This window comes from Nocardia sputorum, from assembly GCF_027924405.1.
GTDB classification, from domain to species: Bacteria; Actinomycetota; Actinomycetes; order Mycobacteriales; family Mycobacteriaceae; genus Nocardia; species Nocardia sputorum.
Genome location: NZ_AP026978.1, coordinates 5,954,957 through 5,972,143 on the forward strand (window position 1 = coordinate 5,954,957; position 17,187 = coordinate 5,972,143).

Consider the following 17,187-nt stretch of genomic DNA (forward strand, 5'->3'; position numbering starts at 1 on the left):
AGCTCGGAACATTCTCGGTGTCGCCGGAAATCATGGCCGTGGCCTCTCGCCGGAACGGGCAAGGCCCCCGAACCACGCGGTTCGGGGGCCTTGCCGGTCGGATTGCCCGGCGCCCGGCTCAGTGCGCGTGGCCGTGGTGGCCGTGCTCGTTCTGCTCCTCGGCGGGCTTGTCGACCACTGCGCTCTCGGTGGTGAGCACCATGCGCGCGACCGACGCCGCGTTCACGACGGCCGAACGGGTCACCTTCACCGGGTCGACGACGCCGTCGGTGAGCAGGTCACCGTAGGTGAGGGTGGCCGCGTTGAAGCCGTCCTTGCCCTCGGCCACCTTGCTGACCACCACCGCGCCGTCCAGGCCCGCGTTGGTGGCGATCCAGTACAGCGGCGCTTGCAGCGCGGTGCGGACCACCTCGACGCCGACAGCCTCGTCACCGGACAGCGAGTCACGCAGCTCGACGAGCTTGCCCGCGGCCTGCACCAGCACGGTGCCGCCGCCGGGCACGATGCCCTCTTCCACGGCGGCCTTGGCGGCGCTCACCGCGTCTTCGACGCGGTACTTGCGCTCCTTGAGCGCCGTCTCGGTGGCCGCGCCGACCTTGATCACCGCGACACCGCCGGCCAGCTTGGCCAGCCGCTCCTCCAGCTTCTCGCGATCCCAGTCGGAATCGGTGGACTCGATCTCGCGACGCAGCTGCGCGACCCGCGCCTCCACGTCGGCCGCGGAACCGGCGCCGTCGATGATCGTGGTGTCGTCCTTGGTGACGACGACGCGACGCGCCTTGCCGAGCGCGTCCAAGCCCGCCTCCCGCAGGGAGATACCGAGATCCGGGTTCACCACGGTGCCGCCGGTGACCACGGCCAGGTCGTCCAGGAACGCCTTGCGACGGTCGCCGAAGAACGGCGCCTTGACCGCGACGGCCTTGATCGTCTTGCGGATCGCGTTGACCACCAGGGTGGACAGAGCCTCGCCCTCCACGTCCTCGGCGATGATCAGGACGGGCTTGCCGCTCTCGGCGATCTTCTCCAGCAGCGGCAGGAAGTCCGGCAGCGAGCTGATCTTCTCGCGGTGCAGCAGGACGAACACGTCCTCCAGGACGGCCTGCTGGCTGTCGGGATCGGTGACGAAGTACGGCGACAGGTAACCCTTGTCGAACTGCACGCCCTCGGTGACGACGAGCTCGGTCTGCAACGTCGAGGACTCCTCGACGGTGACCACGCCGTCCTTGCCGACGGTGGTCAGCGCCTTGCCGACCATCTCGCCGATCTCCTCGTCGCGCGAGGACACCGTCGCGACCTGCGCGATGGCCTGCTCACCGGAGACCGGGGTGGCCAGCGCGAGCAGCGCCTCGGAGACCGCGTCCGCGGCCTTGGCGATGCCGGAGCCGACCGCGATCGGATTGGCGCCGGCGGCAACGTTCTTCAGTCCGGCGCGGACCAGCGCCTGGGCCAGCACGGTGGCGGTGGTGGTGCCGTCGCCCGCGACGTCGTTGGTCTTGGTGGCGACGCTCTTGACCAGCTGCGCGCCGAGGTTCTCGAACGGGTCCTCGAGCTCGATGTCGCGCGCGATGGTCACACCGTCGTTGGTGACGGTCGGACCGCCGAAGGACTTCGCCAGCACGACGTGCCGTCCGCGCGGGCCGAGAGTGACCTTCACCGCGTCGGCGAGCTTGTCGACGCCGCGTTCCAGAGCCCGGCGAGCCTTCTCGTCGAACTCGATCTGCTTTGCCATGGAATTCGCTCCTGTAGTGGATTGCGGCGCTCCGGACCGCCTACGGGCCCGTCGCTCGCACCGCTGTGCCAATGAGCGGTGCTCCCGGGGCCCTTCGTGGTTACACAGGCTGCCGCCTACGGGCCCGTCGCTCGCACCGCGGGTTCAGTGCCGGGTGGGCGCCGAACGCGTTCCGCCCCGGGTCACGAGACACCGGGGCGGAACGCATGCGTGCCCGATCGGCTACTTGGTGACGACGGCCAGCACGTCGCGCGCCGACAGGATGAGGTACTCCTCGCCCTGGTACTTGATCTCGGTGCCGCCGTACTTGCTGTAGATGACGGTGTCACCCTCCTGGACATCCAGCGGGATGCGCTTCTCGCCCTCGTCGTCCCACCGGCCGGGACCGACGGCGACAACGGTGCCCTCTTGCGGCTTTTCCTTCGCCGTGTCGGGGATGACCAGGCCGGAGGCCGTCGTCGTCTCGGCCTCGTTGGCCTGGACGAGGATCTTGTCCTCGAGCGGCTTGATGTTCACGCTCGCCACGTTGAGCCCTCCACTTTCAGGGGATTCGGTCGTCCGGAACCGTTGTTCCGGACTCGTCGGTTGGTCACGATGCTGACCCTGCGCATAGCCCCGTCGTCGCGGGTGCCGGGACCCCTGCCCAGTGGTCAAGCTGCTGGCACAAGCACTACACACAGTGCCGACTAGCACTCTATACATGAGAGTGCCAGCGCTCAAGGCTGGGCGGTGCCAACTTTGCGCGGCGCGCCCGGCGACGCTCCGGGCTTGGCGATAAGTTCGGGGAAACAGTAACGTTCGGATAACGGATTGTGACACTATTGACGACGGTTGCGGTCCGGCCGCCAGGTTCGTCGCTCAGCGGGCGGCGGCGCGGCGGCGGAGGGGTACCACAGCGTCGCCGAAACTCGCAGCGCCGCAGCAGATCGTTGCACCACCAGCTTCACCAGAGAGCAAACACACGTGATCCATGGCCGGTCCCCGCGACCCACCCGGACGAGGGGCCGGTTCGTTTCCCGGTCCGGGTCGCGCGTCATCCATACGGCGGTCCGGCAGTCCATTCGAGATGGTCGGCGACACCATGACCATCCGCTCGAAGGGAGGTGAACATGCGAACGTCCCTCGGCATCTCGGCCGGGGCCGAGGTCGTGTGCTCGGCGTTGGTTTCCACCGCGCCGAACGGCATGCAGAGCTTCGACTACCGCGTCGTCTCGGCCGACGCGGCCCATTCCGATCTCGGTGACCTGGTGGCCTCCTCGATCGAGCTGATGACCACCCAGCTACCGACCACGCAGCCTCCGCGCGAGATCATCCGCCCGGCCGGTGGGCGTTTCGCGGGCGGGCCACGCGGCTTCGAGCCGATCACCGGGCACCCGCCCACCAGCGTCGCGGTCGCCTACCGCACCAAGGAGCAGGCGCAGATCATCCGCTCGGCCACCGGCAAACAGCGTGAGCTGCGGCTGATTCCGGAGGGCACCGCCGCGCTGACGTACCTGCGGCACACCGGCCTGCTGGACCGCTACGAGACGGTCGCCATCGTCGACCTCGGCGCCTCCGGGCTCAGCGTCACCGTCGCCGACCGGGCCGACGGCTCCCTGCTCCGTTCCGATCGCACCGCGACCGTCAGCGGCAAGGCGATCGACGAACTGATCTACCACCATCTGGTGGACCTGCACTTCGCCCGGCGCGGCACCCGCCCGAACCGCGGCATGCTCACCAACCGCGGCCGCGCGGCGAAGGAGCACCTGTCCATCGCGCCCGCGGTCACCATCGACCACGTCGCCGGGCGCCCGCTGAAACTGACCAGAGCCGATTTCGAAGAGTTGATCGCCGACCTGCTGCGCGACCTGGCGCGATTCGTCACGGCGGCGTTCGCCCGGGCGCCGCGCCAGCCGCAGGCGGTCGCGGTCATCGGCGGCGGCGCCAACATCCCCGCCGTGCTCGACACGCTCACCGCCGCGCTGGACGTCCCGGTGTTCACCGTGCCCGACCCCGAGGCGGTGACCGCGAAAGGCGCGGCCCTGGTGGCCGATTCGGCGCAGCCCTCGGTCTTCCCGGTGGGCGCGCTCGGCGGCGACGCGCCCGCGGGGACGGTCACCAAGGTGTTCGGCACCCTGGCCGGTGCGATCGTGGTGGTCGGACTGATCGTCGGTTACGGAGTCAAGACGTTCGCCCCCACCGCGGACGACGAAGTCTCCCCCGCCGGGACGACGAGCAGCGCCTCGCAACTGCCGACCGCGACGTCCGTACCGTCCGCCACCGCGGCGGCCACCACGCCGCACGGCCGCACGCCGGACAGCACCGGCAGCGCGCCGGCGACCACGGAACACGGGGCCCAGAGCACGACCGGCTGGCCGTCGGGCACGCAGGCGACCACGCCCACGCAGCCCACGCTGCGCCCGGATCCCAACCTTCCGCCCATCCCGTTCCCGGAGCTGTTCGGTCCGATGTTCGGGAACCCGAATGCGACACTGGGCGGTTCGCCCGCGCCGCAGTCGAGCCGGACATCGCCGTCCGCGGCGCCCACCGCCACGGCGCCGGGCACGAGTCCCACCCAGGCGCCCGCGCGATCGAGCCTGCCGCTTCCGCTGCGGGGCAATTCGGGATCCGCGTCGAATCCCGGACTGCTCGCACCGAACTGATCCGGCCGCACCTCTGCTACGCCGGTTCGCCACCCCGGCCGTTCGGCCGGGCCGCGCAGGTCAGCGGACCATGCTGACCGACACCGGCAGACCAGGGTCGGTGGCGACCGTCAGCGGGGAGGCAGCCGCGCCGCCGGCGATGACATGCGCGCCGAGCGCGGCGATCATCACGCCGTTGTCCGTGCACAACCGGGGCTTGGGCACCCGCAGGGTCAAACCGGCCGCCGCGCAACGCTCCTCGGCCATCGAGCGGATTCGCGAGTTGGCCGTAGCGCCGCCCCCGAGCACCAGCGTGCCGACGCCGACGTCCTGAGCCGCGCGCACCGCTTTCATGGTGAGCACATCCGCGACGGACTCCTGGAACGAGGCCGCGATATCGGGGATGGGCAGATCCTCCGCCGCGACGCCGTCGCGCTGGGCAGCTTCGACGTAGCGGGCCACCGCCGTCTTGAGGCCCGAGAAGGAGAAGTCGTAGCGCGGGTCGCGCGGCCCGGTCATGCCACGGGGGAAGGCGATGGCGCGCGGATCGCCGTTCGCCGCGGCGGCATCCAGCGCGGGACCGCCGGGGAAACCCAGCCCGAGCAGGCGTGCCACCTTGTCGAACGCCTCACCCGCCGCGTCGTCGACGGTGCTGCCCAGCTCGACGATCGGCTCGGACAGATCCGTGACGTGCAGCAGGTGAGTGTGGCCCCCCGACACCAGGAGTGCGACGCAGGGCGGCATCGGCCCGTGCTCGAGGGTGTCGACCGCGACATGCCCGCCGAGATGGTTCAGCGCGTAGAAGGGCACATCCCACGCCGCCGCATAGGCTTTCGCGGCGGCGACGCCGACCAGCAGCGCACCGGCCAGGCCGGGTCCGATGGTGACCGCCAGCGCGTCCGGCCTCGCGATGCCCGCGGCCGACAGCGCGCGGCGCATGGCGGGCACGATCGCCTCCAGATGCGCGCGCGAGGCGATCTCGGGGACGACGCCGCCGAAGCGCGCGTGCTGCTCGACGCTGGAGGCGACCTCGTCGGCGAGCAGTTCGCAGGTGCCGTCCGGGTGCCTGCGGACGATGCCGACACCGGTCTCGTCGCAGGAGCTTTCGATGCCCATGATGATCACGACAGCACCTCGTCCCGCGTACGCCACCGGTCGTCGCTGGTCAGCGCGGGTCGGCGCATCGTGTACGCGTCCGCGCCGCTGGGGTGGTAGTAGTTCTTGCGCAATCCGATGATGTGGAAGCCGTGCTTGGCGTACAGCGCGATCGCCGGGGCGTTGTCGGTGCGGACCTCGAGGAACACCGGTCCACCGCGCCGGTCCGCCTCGGCGAGCAACGCCTCCAGCAGGAGGGTGCCGACGCCGGCGCGATGACGGCCCGGATCGACGCCGATGGTGTGCACCTCCGCCTCGGGGTGTTCTGCGTCACCCAGCAGGGCGATACCGGCGTAGCCCACCATTCGCCCGTCCTCGTCCCGTGCGGTGATGTACCGGTTGTGCCGACCGGCCAGCTCGGACTGGAATGCCACGGCGGCCCACGGGTCGTCCTCCGGGAACAGCAACTGCTCCAGTTCCACGCAGCGCGTGATGTCGGCCGCCACCATGGGTGCGATCCGGATCGTCACGGACCTCACGCTCCCATCCGGTCGAGCCGGCGATAGGCGTTCTCGACCGCGTCCGGCCTGCGCAGGTACAGCGGAACCAGCGGCTCCGGCACGCTGCGCGACAGCAGGCCGGGCGCGGCGACGCACACCAATCCGGCGGGCGAGGGCGTCTCGGCGGGCAAGACCGGCAGATCGAAGAAGTCGACGTGCGAAGCGGATCCGGCGATCGCGGTGGCCTGGCCCGCGTCCAAGTCCGAGGGCTTGCAGACCTCCGGTCCCGCCACCCGCGCGCCCGCCCGGTACCGCGCCCAGTACACCTCGCGCCGCCGCGCGTCGGTCACCACGAGCAGCTCGGCTTCGGGCGACAGCTCGACCGGGGGCGGCACGGCCGGGTCGACGGCCGCGTCGGCGGCGATCGCGTCGAGGCTGCACACGCCGTACACCGGGATGCCGAGCGCGTCACCGAAGGCGGCCGCGGTGGCCATGCCGACCCGCAGGCCGGTGAACGGACCCGGGCCGACGCCGACCACGATCGCGTCGATGTCGGTTCTGGAACGACCTGCCTCTGTGAGGCATTCGAGGATCTGCGGCGTGAGCACCTCGGCGTGGGCACGGGGGTCGACCCGCACCCGGGAGGCGACGGTGCGTGCCCGGACGGGATCCGCCGCGCCGGCGCCCTGCTCCAGGTCCACCAGTCCCGCTGTGACGGCGGGTGTCGCGGTGTCGACGGCTAGTACAAGCATGATTGGGCCAACGATACCGGGTGGTAGGCGGCACCGATGCAGAGCTACCTGAGAGCTAACCCACCCATTCCCAGATCGCGGTGCGCACATCCGAATCCGGCTCGCGCGACAGCACGACGCGCAGGTGCCGCTCCGCGAGGTGCTCCACCACGCCGCGGCCCCACTCCACCACGACCACCGCCTGATGCAGGTCGGTGTCCAGATCCAGCGCGTCCAGCTCGTCCAGGTCGCCGCCGAGCCGGTAGGCGTCCACGTGCACCATGGGCACCGCCGGGCCGCCGCCCTCGCGCTGCCCGGCGCGGTGCTGGCGGGCGATGATGAACGTCGGCGAGCTGACCCGGCCCTGCACGCCGAGCCCCGCGGCGATGCCACGGGTGAGCGCGGTCTTGCCCGCGCCGAGCGGACCGTCCAGCACCACCAGGTCCCCGGCGCGCAGATTCGTCGCCAGTTCCCGGCCCAGTGCCTCGGTGTCGGCGACCGTTGGCAACACCCGATGACCCGGATCAGCCACGGGCCACCTCCGAGGCGTCTGCCGACGGGTCGATCGCGCCCGCCCGCACGAGCAGTCGATCCAGCGCGGCGTTGACGATATCCGGGTACTGCATATGCGGCATGTGCGCGGCGCCGTCCAGCCGGATGAGCTCGCTATCGGGCAGCGCGGCGGCCAGCGCCCGCGAATTGCGGAACGGGATCACCAGGTCGTGCCCGCCGCCGAGCACCAGAGCCGGAGTGCCCGCCAGCGCGGGCAACGCCGCCGACTCGTCGTGCAGCTCGATGGCCTGGAGGAACTTCACGATGGTCGCCACCGGCGTCTGGTCGATCATCAGCGTCGTGAAGCGCGACAGGGTCGGGCTCACGGGGCCGTGGAACGAGCTGACGTGCAGGAAAGGCGTGATCACTTGCCGGGCGGTGACGCGACCCGCCTGCACGAGGGCGGGCGCGGTGTGTACCGCCAGCCGGAAGCCGTCGATCGCGGGATTGCGCAACAGCTGCCCGATACCGGCCCTGGCGACTCCGGCAGCCGCGGTCGACAGCAGTGCGATCCCGATCACCCTGGCCGCGAACAGGTCCGGATAGCGCGCCGCCGCGGCCAGGATCGCCATCCCGCCCAGCGAATGCCCGACCAGCACCACCGGTCCGGCCGGGGCGGTCGCGTTCAGTACCGCGACGAGGTCGTGGCCGAGCTGGCCGACGGTGCAACTCGCCGTGCTCGGCACGCCCGAACGGCCGTGCCCGCGCAGGTCGAACAGCACCATGCGAACCCGTGGGCCCCACAACTTCTCCAGGTCACGACGCTGAAAATGGAAGGACGCCATGCTGTTGCAGAAGCCATGCACGAAAAGCACGGTCACCGGTGCGTCGTCGGGGCCGCAGGTCCGCGTGGCCAGGGGCACGCCGTCGTCGGCGAGCACCGTCCCCGCGCGGTCGGCATCGATCAGCGCGAAGTTCTCGTCGCGGTAGTCGTCGCCCCGGGCGGGCCACAGCACGCGCGCACCCGCGCGACGCAGGGCATGGGCGCCCGCCAGCGCACCGACGACACCGACCGTGGCCAGCCCGCCGCGCAGCGGGGTCACCCGGAAGCGGCTCATCGGACGCCACCGGTATAGCGCCGGGTGACCCGGCCGCGCGGCGAACACACCACTTCGTAGTGGATGGTGCCGAGCAGGTTCGCCCAATCTTGGGCGTGCGGTCGCGTACCGAAGAGAACGGCGGTGTCACCTTCCTGGACACCCGCCTGGTTGTCACCGAGGTCGACGAGGAACTGGTCCATGCACACCCGCCCCACATTCCTGCGTAATGCTCCGCCGAGCCAGACGTCGAATCGTCCGCTCAACGGGCGGAACACGCCGTCGGCGTAACCCGCGGGAATCAACGCGACAGTCGTATCGCGCGGCGCGATCCACTGATGTCCGTAGGAGACGCCCTCGCCGGCTGCCACGCGTTTGACCAGGGCCACCCGGGCCTGGAACGTCATGGCGGGCCGCAGGCCGAAATCGTCGTCCGGTATCGGCGACAGTCCGTACATGGCGATGCCCGGACGGACCAGGTCGAAGGCCAGGTCGGGACGGGTCAGGGTGGCGGCGGAGTTGGCGATGTGCACCAGCTCCGGCTCCAGGCCGTGCTCCTTGGCCGTGGCGATCGCGTCCAGGAATCGGGCGCGTTGCACGTCGTTGTTGGGGTGCTCGGGTTCGTCGGCGTGCGCGAGATGGGAGAAGATCGCGCGGAAGCGCACCGCCTGCTCGTCGACCAGAGCGCGCAGCGCCGTCAGCACTTGCGGGTAATCACTCGGCGAGACGCCGTTGCGGTTCAGGCCGGTGTCCACCTTCAGCGTGACGGTTGCGGGACGACCGGTGTCGCGGACCGCGGCCTCGACCGCGCGCAGGTGGGCCGGCGAGGAGATCCCGATCTCGACGTCGGCGGCCACGGCGGGCGCGAAATCGGTGTCCGTGTTGTGCAGCCAGCACAGGATCGGCGCGGTGATCCCGGCCGCGCGCAATTGGACGGCCTCGCCCACGGTCGTGACACCAAGTTCGGCCGCGCCCGCCGCGAGGGCGGCGCGGCCCACCTCTACCGCGCCGTGGTTGTAGCCGTCGGCCTTCACCACCGCCATCACCGCGGCGTCGCCCGCGTGTTCCCGCAGGATCCGCACGTTGTGGGCGATGGCGTCGAGGTCGATGACCGTTTCCACTTGCGCTGTGCCGCCTCTCCGCCTGTTCAGGCCGTACCAGTCGGCCGCGCTGGATTCGCGTTCAGGTCCTGCGTTCGGTGCCGCCTGGATGCTGGGCGTGCCCGGCGAGTTACCCATGTGCTCTCGAAATCAGTCGGTGCTTTGGTTCCGGTCGAGTCTATTGGCGTGCTCGGTTCAGGTTCCAATCGGTTCGTATGGCGTACGGCCCGGTGTGCCGAGCGCCACGATCAGCACCGATCACATCGACGCCGGTACGCGCAGCACAATGCGCCGGACACTGCCCAACGGACCCGTTCGACCCGGCTGGCGTGCCGTCGGCTCCGCACGGAGGTCGTAGCGCGGCGAGCGCGGCGCGAAAGGGCTGGCTTGCCGGGCAGCCGTCGATTCCTTACCGACACGCATCGTCCACCGCTTTCACCGAGCCATGGGTACTTCGACACGACCCACATCCGATCACCAGCCGACCTTGCCGTTGCGTGCTTCGGGGCTGATCGGCGCATGCTCTGGGCTCGCGTACCGCCTCGGCGAGACGGGCGGGTAGGCGTTCTCCAGTACTTCGGATCGGGCGTGCCGATCCCGCGTTCGGGCTCGGCGCCCGGTTCCTCGGCTCAGCGCGAACGGACTTTGCCTGCGGCTGATTCATCACCCACGCGAAAGCCGATGCCTTGGAGCGGCCCCTTCCAGGGTGCGGGAGCGGTTGGGTTCGCCGAGTTCGGCCAGTCGTTCTTCCGAGAGGACGGCCAGCGCGGCCGCCCGTCTGCGCCCGGGCACAGGCCACACGCTGCTGCTGACCGCGTGCGAACCGGTCAGAAGGGATGGGCGAGGCCGCGCAGGACGCCGATCGCGGGACGGACGTGCGCGGCGAGGACGCCCGCCGAGATGGGGGCTCCCTCGGGCGCGCCGTCGTGGGCGGCGAGGTTCGCGGCCAGCGCGTGTACTCGTGCGGCCGCGGCGGCCGACCAGCCGGGATCCCGGCCCGCGGCCAGCAGCGTTCCGATGATGCCCGAGAGCACGTCGCCCGCGCCCGCGGTCGCCGCCCATGAACCGCCCGCCTCGTTGACCAGCACGGGACGGCCGGGGGCGGCGACCAACGTGGAGCGGCCCTTCAGCAGCACCGTGACCTGCCAGGCCTCGGCCAGGTCGCGGACCGCGGCCACCCGGTCGGGGCCGACCTCCCGTCCGGTGAGGCGGGCGAACTCGCCCGCGTGCGGAGTCAGGACGGTCGGGGCGGCGCGCTCGCGCACCAATTCCGGCTGCGCGGACAGCAGCGTCAGGCCGTCGGCATCGATCACCACCGGGAGGTCGGTGGCCAGGATCTCCCGCAGGCGCTCGCTGGAGTCGGGGCCGGTGCCCGCGCCGGGACCGAAGACCCACGACTGGACGCGACCGGTCGCGGCTACCTCCTCCGTGGCGATCACTTCGGGAAAGTGGTCGAGCACCTCGGCGGCCGCGCTCCCGGCATAGCGCACCATGCCCGATGTGGCCGCCACGGCGGCGCCCGCGCACAGCACGGCGGCGCCCGGATAGGTTGCGCTACCGGCGCATACGCCCGTCACGCCCTGCGTGTATTTGTCGTCGGCCGGGCCGGGAACCGGCCACGCGGCGCCGATCGATGCAGGCTCCAGCGCGACGAGACCCGCTTCTGGAAGACGTAAGCCGATGGGAACCAATTCGATCCGGCCGCACTGCGCCGCGGCGAGGGCGTGCACCGGCTTGTAGGCGCCGAAGGCGACCGTGACGTCCGCGCGGACGGCCGGTCCTTCGATCGCGCCGGTGTCTGGGCCGACGCCGCTGGGCAGATCGGCCGCGACGATCGGCGCTTCCAGCGCCGCAACGATTTCCGCGGCGCGCGGCCGCAGCGGCCCGCGACCGGAGATGCCGACGATACCGTCGATCACCAGGTCGGCGTGGCCGACGTCGTCCGCGACTCGACCACCCGCTTTGCGCAGCGCCGCGAGTCCTTCGGCGTGCGCCCGCCGCGGATCCAGCAAGACCGCGGTGACCGCGACGCCGCGGCGGCGCAACTGCGCTCCCGCCCAGAGCGCGTCGCCGCCGTTGTCGCCGGAGCCGACCAGCAGGGTCACCGACCGTCCCGCGACACCGCCGGTGCGCTCCCGCAGTTCGCCCGCGACCACCGTGGCCAAGCCGTGCGCCGCGCGGCGCATGGGCACACCGTCCGGCACCCGGGTGAACAACTCGGCCTCCGCCGCGCGCACCTGGTCTACGGTGAAAAAGCCCCGCTGCGTGGACATGCCGCTCCCTCCGTCGGTGTGGCCTACTACGCTTGGCCATCATGCCAAGCGTCCGCCGCACCAGGACCGTCCGCGTCGTCACGGGAGTCGCCCTGGCCGGCGCGCTGCTGCTGTCCGGCTGCGGCGGCGGCGAACCCGATTCGGCCGCCACCACCACGAGAAAACCGGCCCGGCCGACGACCACCGCTCCGCAGACCGGCGAGCGCAAGCCCGCCGCCGCCACCGTCGCCGTGGACGACATGAAATTCTCGCCCGCCGAGGTCACCGTCGAGGTCGGCGACACGGTCACCTGGAAATTCGACGACAAGGTCCCGCACTCCGTGCAGGGCATCGGCGACAAGGCGATGGGCATCAACAGCCCGATCTTCGACAAAGGCGAGTGGAGCTACACCTTCACCACGCCCGGCACCTATCGCTACCTCTGCTCCTTGCATCCGGAGATGCGCGGGACGGTCACGGTCCGCTAGCGGAGCAACAGCTCGCCGAGCCTCCGAACCGGGACCGCCGAGCATCACACCGGGCGGTAGTCCCGGGGCCGGGCGCCCCGAGCGGAGCTGGTGTTGAGCGCTTCGACCGCGGCCACGAGCGGAGCGAGCTCCGAGTTGGCGGCGGCTTGACCGAGTGCGCCCGCGAGTGCGGCGTCGTGCGTGGGCCGGGCTTGCTCGAGCAGGTCCAGGCCCGCCGGGGTCACGTCGGTGTAGATGCCGCGACGGTCGTCGGGGCAGAGGTAACGCTGGAGCAGTCCGCGATCCTCCAGCCGGGAGACCAACCGGGTGGTGGCGCTCTGGCTCAGCACCACGGCTTCGGCGACCTGGTTCATGCGTAGGTGCCCGCCCGGCCCGTCGTGCTGGCGGCTGAGGACCACCAGCAGCGAGTACTCGCGAACGCTCAGATCGTGCCCGGATTGCAGGGCCCGCTCGATGTGCGCCTCGATCCGGTCGTGCAGCAGCGAGAGTGCGTACCAGCCATCGGCGAGGCCGGTCAGGGCGGCATCCGCGGTCATCGGCGTTCCTTCGCGTCGGGATTCGTGCCTCCAGGATAGCCAGAGCCGACAATAGCCCGCGTTTGCAATTAAAGAGCGTTTGCAATTATTGTTGACGCTCGTAAGGATCTGACGCAAACATACTGTGGAGGCTCCCGTGCCCCTCGCACTCCTCGCCCTGACGCTCGGGGCATTCGCCATCGGAACGACGGAATTCGTCGTCGTCGGCTTGCTGCCCGACATCGCGGGCACCTACGCGGTGACCATCCCCACCGCGGGTCTGCTGGTCACCGGCTACGCGCTCGGCGTGGTGGCGGGTGCGCCGCTGATGACCGGTCTCGGCACCCGGGTCTCGCGCAAACGCATGCTCCTCGGCATGCTGGCGCTGCTCGTCCTCGGCAACGTCCTGTCCGCCGTCGCGCCGACCTTCGGGCTGATGCTCACCGGGCGCATCGTGGCGTCGCTGGCCCACGGCGCGTTCTTCGGCATCGGCTCGGTGGTCGCCGGGAGCCTGGTCAGCGCCGACCGGCGCGCCGGTGCGATCGCGATCATGTTCACCGGGCTCACCGTCGCCACCGTGGTGGGCGTGCCGCTGGGGACGCTGCTCGGCCAGCACTTCGGCTGGCGGCTGACCTTCTTGTTCGTCGCGCTGATCGGCGTGATCGGCCTGGTGGGCGTCGCGGCGCTGGTGCCACGTCAGCCCGTCTCCCCGAACGCCGGGCTACGCCCCGAACTGGCGGTGTTCCGCAACCCACAGGTGCTGCTGGCGATGGCGATGACGGTGCTCGGCTTCGGCGGCGTATTCGCCGCGATCACCTATCTGGCGCCCATAATGACCGAGGTCACCGGCTACGCGGAGAGTTCGGTCACGTGGCTGCTGGTGCTCTTCGGCCTCGGCTTCTTCGCGGGCAACTTGATCGGCGGCAAGTTCGCCGACCGCCACCTGATGCCGATGCTGTATCTCACCCTCGGCGGACTCGCGCTCGTCCTCGCGCTGTTCACCGTCACCGCCCACGACAAGATCGCCGCCGCCGTCACGGTGGTGCTGATCGGCGCGCTCGGGTTCGCGACCGTCCCGCCGCTGCAGAAGCGCGTCCTCGACCAGGCGGCGGGCGCGCCCACCCTGGCCTCCGCGGTCAACATCGGCGCGTTCAACCTCGGCAACGCCGTGTCGGCCTGGCTCGGTGGCGTGGTGATCGCCGCGGGCTATGGCTACACCGCACCGAACTGGGTCGGCGTCGGCTTGGTCCTGGTGGCGCTGCTGCTCGCGGTGCTGTCCGGACGTCTCGAGCGCCGCGCGACGCCCGTCGTCCCGGACGAGCCCCTGGCCGCCGTGCACGCGTAGACCACCGGGGTCCCCGGAGTGGAGCAGCGGCCGCGCACCCGTGGGTGCGCGGCCGCCGTGCTATTCCACTGTGACGGATTTGGCCAGGTTACGGGGCTTGTCGACGTCGTAGCCGCGCGCCTGCGCCACCTCGGCGGCGAAGATCTGCAGCGGGACCGTCGACAACAGCGGCTGGAACAGCGTCGGCGCGCTGGGGATCTCGATGAGGTCGTCGGCGAACGGACGCACCGTGTCGTCGCCTTCCTCCGCGATCACGATGGTGCGCGCGCCGCGGGCCTGGATCTCCCGGATGTTGCTCAGCAGCTTCGAGTGCAGCACCGCACGCCCCTTCGGCGACGGCATCACCACGATCACCGGAAGGCCGTCTTCGATCAACGCGATCGGCCCGTGCTTGAGCTCACCCGCGGCGAATCCCTCCGCGTGCATGTAGGCCAGCTCCTTGAGCTTGAGCGCGCCCTCCAGCGCCACCGGATAGCCGACGTGCCGTCCCAGGAACAACACCGTCGGCACCTGCGCCAGCTCCCGCGCGATGGTCCGCACCTGCGGCGCGGTCTCCAGCACGCGTTCCACCAGCTTCGGCATCGCCTCGAGCTCGGCGAACTCGCGGGCCACCTCGTCCGGGTACTTGGTGCCCCGCGCCTGCGCCAGAGCGAGCCCGACCAGGTAGTTCGCGGTCACCTGGGCCAGGAACGCCTTGGTGGAGGCGACACCGATCTCCGGCCCGGCCCTGGTGTAGAGCACCGCGTCGGACTCGCGCGGGATCTGCGCGCCGTTCGTGTTGCAGATCGCCAGGACGCGCGCCTTCTGCTCCTTGGCGTGGCGCACCGCCTCCAGCGTGTCGGCGGTCTCGCCGGACTGGGAGATCGCCACCACCAGCGTCGAGCGGTCCAGCACCGGGTCCCGGTAGCGGAACTCGCTGGCCAGCTCGACCTCGACGGGCAGCCGCGTCCAGTGCTCGATGGCGTACTTCGCCAGCAGACCCGAGTGGTAGGCGCTACCGCAGGCAACGACGAACACCTTGTCGAAGTCGCGCAGCTCCTGGTCGGCGAGACGCTGCTCGTCCAGCACGATCCGGCCGGCGCCGTCGCGATCGGTGCTGAAATGCCCCATCAAGGTGTCCGCGACCGCGGCGGGCTGCTCCTCGATCTCCTTGAGCATGAAGTAGTCGTGGCCGCCCTTCTCGGCGGCGGCCAGGTCCCAGTCGATCGTGAACGGGCGCGAACTCGCCTCCTCGCCCGCGAAATCGGTGACCCGGTAGCTGTCCAGTGTGATGACGACGGCCTGGTCCTGGCCGAGTTCGACCGCCTCGCGGGTGTGCTCGATGAACGCCGTGACGTCCGAGGCGATGAACATCTCGCCCTTGCCCACGCCCACCACCAGCGGTGTGGAACGGCGCGCGGCCACGATCATTCCCGGGTGGTCGGCGTGGGTGAAGACCAGCGTGAACGCGCCCTCCAGGCGGCGCAGCACGGACAGCGCGCTGGCCGCGAAGTCACCGGCGGTCGGGCCCTGGGCGTACGCGCGGGCCACCAAGTGCACGGCGACCTCGGTATCGGTGTCGCTGCGCAGCTCGACCCCGGCATCCTCGAGTTCGCGCCGCAGCGGAGCGAAGTTCTCGATGATGCCGTTGTGCACCACGGCGACCTTGCCGCTGTCGTCCCGATGCGGGTGCGCGTTGCGGTCGGTCGGCGCGCCATGCGTGGCCCAGCGGGTGTGTCCGATGCCCGTGGTGCCCACGAAGCGATCGATCCCGGTTTCGTCGAGCTGGGCCTCCAGATTCGCCAGGCGACCCGCCTTGCGTTCCACCGCCAGCGTGCCCGCGCCGTCCAGGATCGCCACGCCCGCGGAGTCGTAGCCGCGATATTCCATGCGGCGCAACGCGTCAACGACGACGCCGAGCGCGTCTCGGTACCCGACGTACCCCACGATTCCGCACATGGCTCACCACACTACTTATCGGATAACGTTCACGTCGTGTCGGCGTCTGTGAAATCGCTATTGAGCACCCTGACCAGCCGCGGCCCGCACCGCGTGTTGCGAGGCAATCTGGCCATCGCCGGCCAGCCGGGGGTGGTGTTCACGCCTGAGACGGGGCGGAATCTGCCTGCCGTCGCGTTCGGCCACGGCTGGCTGACCGGGGCGGGCCACTACCGCACGCTGCTCGAACACCTCGCTTCCTGGGGAATCGTGGCGGCCGCCCCCGATACCGAGCGCGGGCCGATCCCGTCACATCTGGGGCTGGCCGCCGATTTGCTCACCACGCTCGACATCTGCACCGGTGTGCGGCTCGGTGACGGCGCGATCAGCGTGCATCCGGAGCGCCTCGCCCTGGCCGGGCACGGCATGGGCGCGGGCGCCGCCGTCATCGCCGCGAGCCGCCGCGACGTCGCCACCGTCGCGGCGCTGTTCCCCGCGCCCACCGCGCCCGCCGCCGAGGACATCGCGCCCGAGCTGGACGTTCCGGCGTTGATCCTGGCCGGTGCGACCGACATCACCTCGGTCAGCTCCAACGCCGTCCCGCTGGCCACCGCGTGGGGCGGCCCCGCGATCCTGCGCGCCATCGACAAGGCCTCGCACAACGGCATCATCGAAGGCCGTCGCGTGCTCGCCGCCGTGGGCGCGGGAAAGCACGAAGCGAAGACCGCGCGCACCACCCGTGCTCTGCTGGCCGGTTACCTGCTCGCCACGCTGGCGGGCGACAAGACCTACCGCGCCTTCGCCGACCCCGACGAGCTCATCCCGCACACCGCGGTCGTCGACCCGGAAGCGCCGCAGGAGAAGGAGCCACCGAAGCTGAAGGTCGGACAGCTCGCCGCACTGCTGCGGCGATAGCCCGCCCCCGCGACGCCTGGGAGCCGGTCAGATCAGCCAGCTCTTGCGTCGATAGAACGCGGCCTCCTCGTCCTCCTCGTCGACCGGTGCCACCGTTTGATTCGCCCGACGTGCGGCCATCGACCGCGCGATGGCCGCACGCTGCTCTTGCGCTTCCTCGTGCAGCCGTCGCTGCTCCTCCGCCTCTGCGGCGGCCTTGTCGATGTCCTCGGCGTGCGTCGCCCAGAACTGGTCCATGTCGGCGGTCAAGCGGTCGGCGAACTCCCGGCCGGTCGCCGCGGTCTGCTCGTTGATCGCCTGGATCTCGTCGAGGAGCAGCGACATGCGGCGCTGGTTCTCGGCGGCGAGCTGCCTCGCCTCCTCGGCGTAGTCGACCATGCTGCGCCTCCT

The 17,187-nt window shown here is 70.8% G+C and carries 16 protein-coding genes; 4 read left to right on the forward strand and 12 right to left on the reverse strand.

Annotated elements, in window-relative coordinates:
• Positions 1-118: 118 nt before the first annotated feature.
• Together groL and groES are read right to left on the reverse strand one after the other, a co-directional pair.
• The gene (gene groL, locus QMG86_RS26840; protein WP_281875441.1) at positions 119-1,729 is read right to left on the reverse strand and encodes a chaperonin GroEL; all 1,611 of its coding nucleotides are present in this window, start codon (positions 1,727-1,729) and stop codon (positions 119-121) included.
• Between the two features lie 222 nt (positions 1,730-1,951).
• Positions 1,952-2,254 carry a co-chaperone GroES gene (gene groES, locus QMG86_RS26845; protein ID WP_028479292.1) on the reverse strand — a complete coding sequence of 101 codons (303 nt, stop codon included), beginning with the start codon at positions 2,252-2,254 and terminating at the stop codon, positions 1,952-1,954.
• A gap of 584 nt (positions 2,255-2,838) precedes the next feature.
• On the opposite strand from groES, the gene QMG86_RS26850 reads away from it, so the two are divergent.
• Entirely contained in the window at positions 2,839-4,371 is a 1,533-nt protein-coding gene (locus QMG86_RS26850; protein WP_281875442.1) for a DUF7159 family protein, read from the forward strand.
• A gap of 60 nt (positions 4,372-4,431) precedes the next feature.
• Here the strand turns inward: QMG86_RS26850 and tsaD are convergent, their stop codons facing one another.
• From tsaD to QMG86_RS26885, 7 genes are all read right to left on the reverse strand, one after another.
• Positions 4,432-5,475 carry a tRNA (adenosine(37)-N6)-threonylcarbamoyltransferase complex transferase subunit TsaD gene (gene tsaD, locus QMG86_RS26855; protein WP_281875443.1) on the reverse strand — a complete coding sequence of 348 codons (1,044 nt, stop codon included), beginning with the start codon at positions 5,473-5,475 and terminating at the stop codon, positions 4,432-4,434.
• Positions 5,472-5,975: a ribosomal protein S18-alanine N-acetyltransferase gene (gene rimI, locus QMG86_RS26860; RefSeq protein WP_281875444.1), complete on the reverse strand. Its 504-nt coding sequence runs from the start codon at positions 5,973-5,975 to the stop codon at positions 5,472-5,474. The genes tsaD and rimI overlap by 4 nt, the downstream gene beginning before the upstream one ends.
• A 5-nt stretch (positions 5,976-5,980) precedes the next feature.
• Positions 5,981-6,697 (reverse strand): tRNA (adenosine(37)-N6)-threonylcarbamoyltransferase complex dimerization subunit type 1 TsaB, encoded by a 717-nt coding sequence (gene tsaB, locus QMG86_RS26865; protein ID WP_281875445.1) that lies wholly within the window; start codon positions 6,695-6,697, stop codon positions 5,981-5,983.
• 55 nt (positions 6,698-6,752) lie between these two features.
• Positions 6,753-7,208: a tRNA (adenosine(37)-N6)-threonylcarbamoyltransferase complex ATPase subunit type 1 TsaE gene (tsaE, locus tag QMG86_RS26870; RefSeq protein ID WP_063021363.1), complete on the reverse strand. Its 456-nt coding sequence runs from the start codon at positions 7,206-7,208 to the stop codon at positions 6,753-6,755.
• Complete coding sequence (locus QMG86_RS26875; protein WP_281875449.1) at positions 7,201-8,286, reverse strand: alpha/beta fold hydrolase; 1,086 nt, start codon at positions 8,284-8,286, stop codon at positions 7,201-7,203. Before QMG86_RS26875 ends, tsaE begins: the two co-directional genes overlap by 8 nt.
• The gene (gene alr, locus QMG86_RS26880) at positions 8,283-9,416 is read right to left on the reverse strand and encodes an alanine racemase (protein ID WP_434085648.1); all 1,134 of its coding nucleotides are present in this window, start codon (positions 9,414-9,416) and stop codon (positions 8,283-8,285) included. The genes QMG86_RS26875 and alr overlap by 4 nt, the downstream gene beginning before the upstream one ends.
• 776 nt (positions 9,417-10,192) lie before the next feature.
• Positions 10,193-11,638, reverse strand: a complete 1,446-nt coding sequence (locus QMG86_RS26885) for an NAD(P)H-hydrate dehydratase (RefSeq protein ID WP_281875452.1) — start codon at positions 11,636-11,638, stop codon at positions 10,193-10,195.
• A 41-nt stretch (positions 11,639-11,679) separates the two neighbouring features.
• On the opposite strand from QMG86_RS26885, the gene QMG86_RS26890 reads away from it, so the two are divergent.
• Positions 11,680-12,105 (forward strand): cupredoxin domain-containing protein, encoded by a 426-nt coding sequence (locus QMG86_RS26890; protein WP_281875453.1) that lies wholly within the window; start codon positions 11,680-11,682, stop codon positions 12,103-12,105.
• 44 nt (positions 12,106-12,149) lie between these two features.
• On the opposite strand, the gene QMG86_RS26895 is transcribed toward QMG86_RS26890, so the two are convergent.
• The gene (locus tag QMG86_RS26895) at positions 12,150-12,641 is read right to left on the reverse strand and encodes a MarR family winged helix-turn-helix transcriptional regulator (protein WP_281875454.1); all 492 of its coding nucleotides are present in this window, start codon (positions 12,639-12,641) and stop codon (positions 12,150-12,152) included.
• 136 nt (positions 12,642-12,777) lie between these two features.
• Between QMG86_RS26895 and QMG86_RS26900 the strand changes: the two genes are divergently transcribed.
• Positions 12,778-13,965, forward strand: coding sequence for an MFS transporter (locus QMG86_RS26900; RefSeq protein ID WP_281875455.1), 1,188 nt, complete (start codon positions 12,778-12,780; stop codon positions 13,963-13,965).
• Positions 13,966-14,025: 60 nt separating this feature from the next.
• On the opposite strand, the gene glmS is transcribed toward QMG86_RS26900, so the two are convergent.
• Positions 14,026-15,903, reverse strand: a complete 1,878-nt coding sequence (gene glmS, locus QMG86_RS26905) for a glutamine--fructose-6-phosphate transaminase (isomerizing) (RefSeq protein WP_281875456.1) — start codon at positions 15,901-15,903, stop codon at positions 14,026-14,028.
• 36 nt (positions 15,904-15,939) lie between these two features.
• On the opposite strand from glmS, the gene QMG86_RS26910 reads away from it, so the two are divergent.
• A complete protein-coding gene (locus tag QMG86_RS26910; protein ID WP_281875457.1) occupies positions 15,940-16,797 on the forward strand; it encodes a dienelactone hydrolase family protein in 858 nt (285 codons plus the stop codon).
• A 27-nt stretch (positions 16,798-16,824) separates the two neighbouring features.
• Here QMG86_RS26910 and QMG86_RS26915 read toward each other — a convergent pair whose 3' ends face one another.
• The gene (locus QMG86_RS26915; protein WP_281875459.1) at positions 16,825-17,175 is read right to left on the reverse strand and encodes a Maf family protein; all 351 of its coding nucleotides are present in this window, start codon (positions 17,173-17,175) and stop codon (positions 16,825-16,827) included.
• Positions 17,176-17,187 lie beyond the last annotated feature (12 nt).

Bases quoted from the DNA above. Each gene is read 5' to 3' on its own strand.
- glmS (WP_281875456.1), bottom strand. From the start codon at position 15,903: ATGTGCGGAATCGTGGGGTACGTCGGGTACCGAGACGCGCTCGGCGTC.
- QMG86_RS26875 (WP_281875449.1), bottom strand. From the start codon at position 8,286: ATGAGCCGCTTCCGGGTGACCCCGCTGCGCGGCGGGCTGGCCACGGTC.
- QMG86_RS26915 (WP_281875459.1), bottom strand. From the start codon at position 17,175: ATGGTCGACTACGCCGAGGAGGCGAGGCAGCTCGCCGCCGAGAACCAG.
- QMG86_RS26850 (WP_281875442.1), top strand. From the start codon at position 2,839: ATGCGAACGTCCCTCGGCATCTCGGCCGGGGCCGAGGTCGTGTGCTCG.
- groL (WP_281875441.1), bottom strand. From the start codon at position 1,729: ATGGCAAAGCAGATCGAGTTCGACGAGAAGGCTCGCCGGGCTCTGGAA.
- QMG86_RS26885 (WP_281875452.1), bottom strand. From the start codon at position 11,638: ATGTCCACGCAGCGGGGCTTTTTCACCGTAGACCAGGTGCGCGCGGCG.
- QMG86_RS26890 (WP_281875453.1), top strand. From the start codon at position 11,680: ATGCCAAGCGTCCGCCGCACCAGGACCGTCCGCGTCGTCACGGGAGTC.
- QMG86_RS26895 (WP_281875454.1), bottom strand. From the start codon at position 12,641: ATGACCGCGGATGCCGCCCTGACCGGCCTCGCCGATGGCTGGTACGCA.
- tsaB (WP_281875445.1), bottom strand. From the start codon at position 6,697: ATGCTTGTACTAGCCGTCGACACCGCGACACCCGCCGTCACAGCGGGA.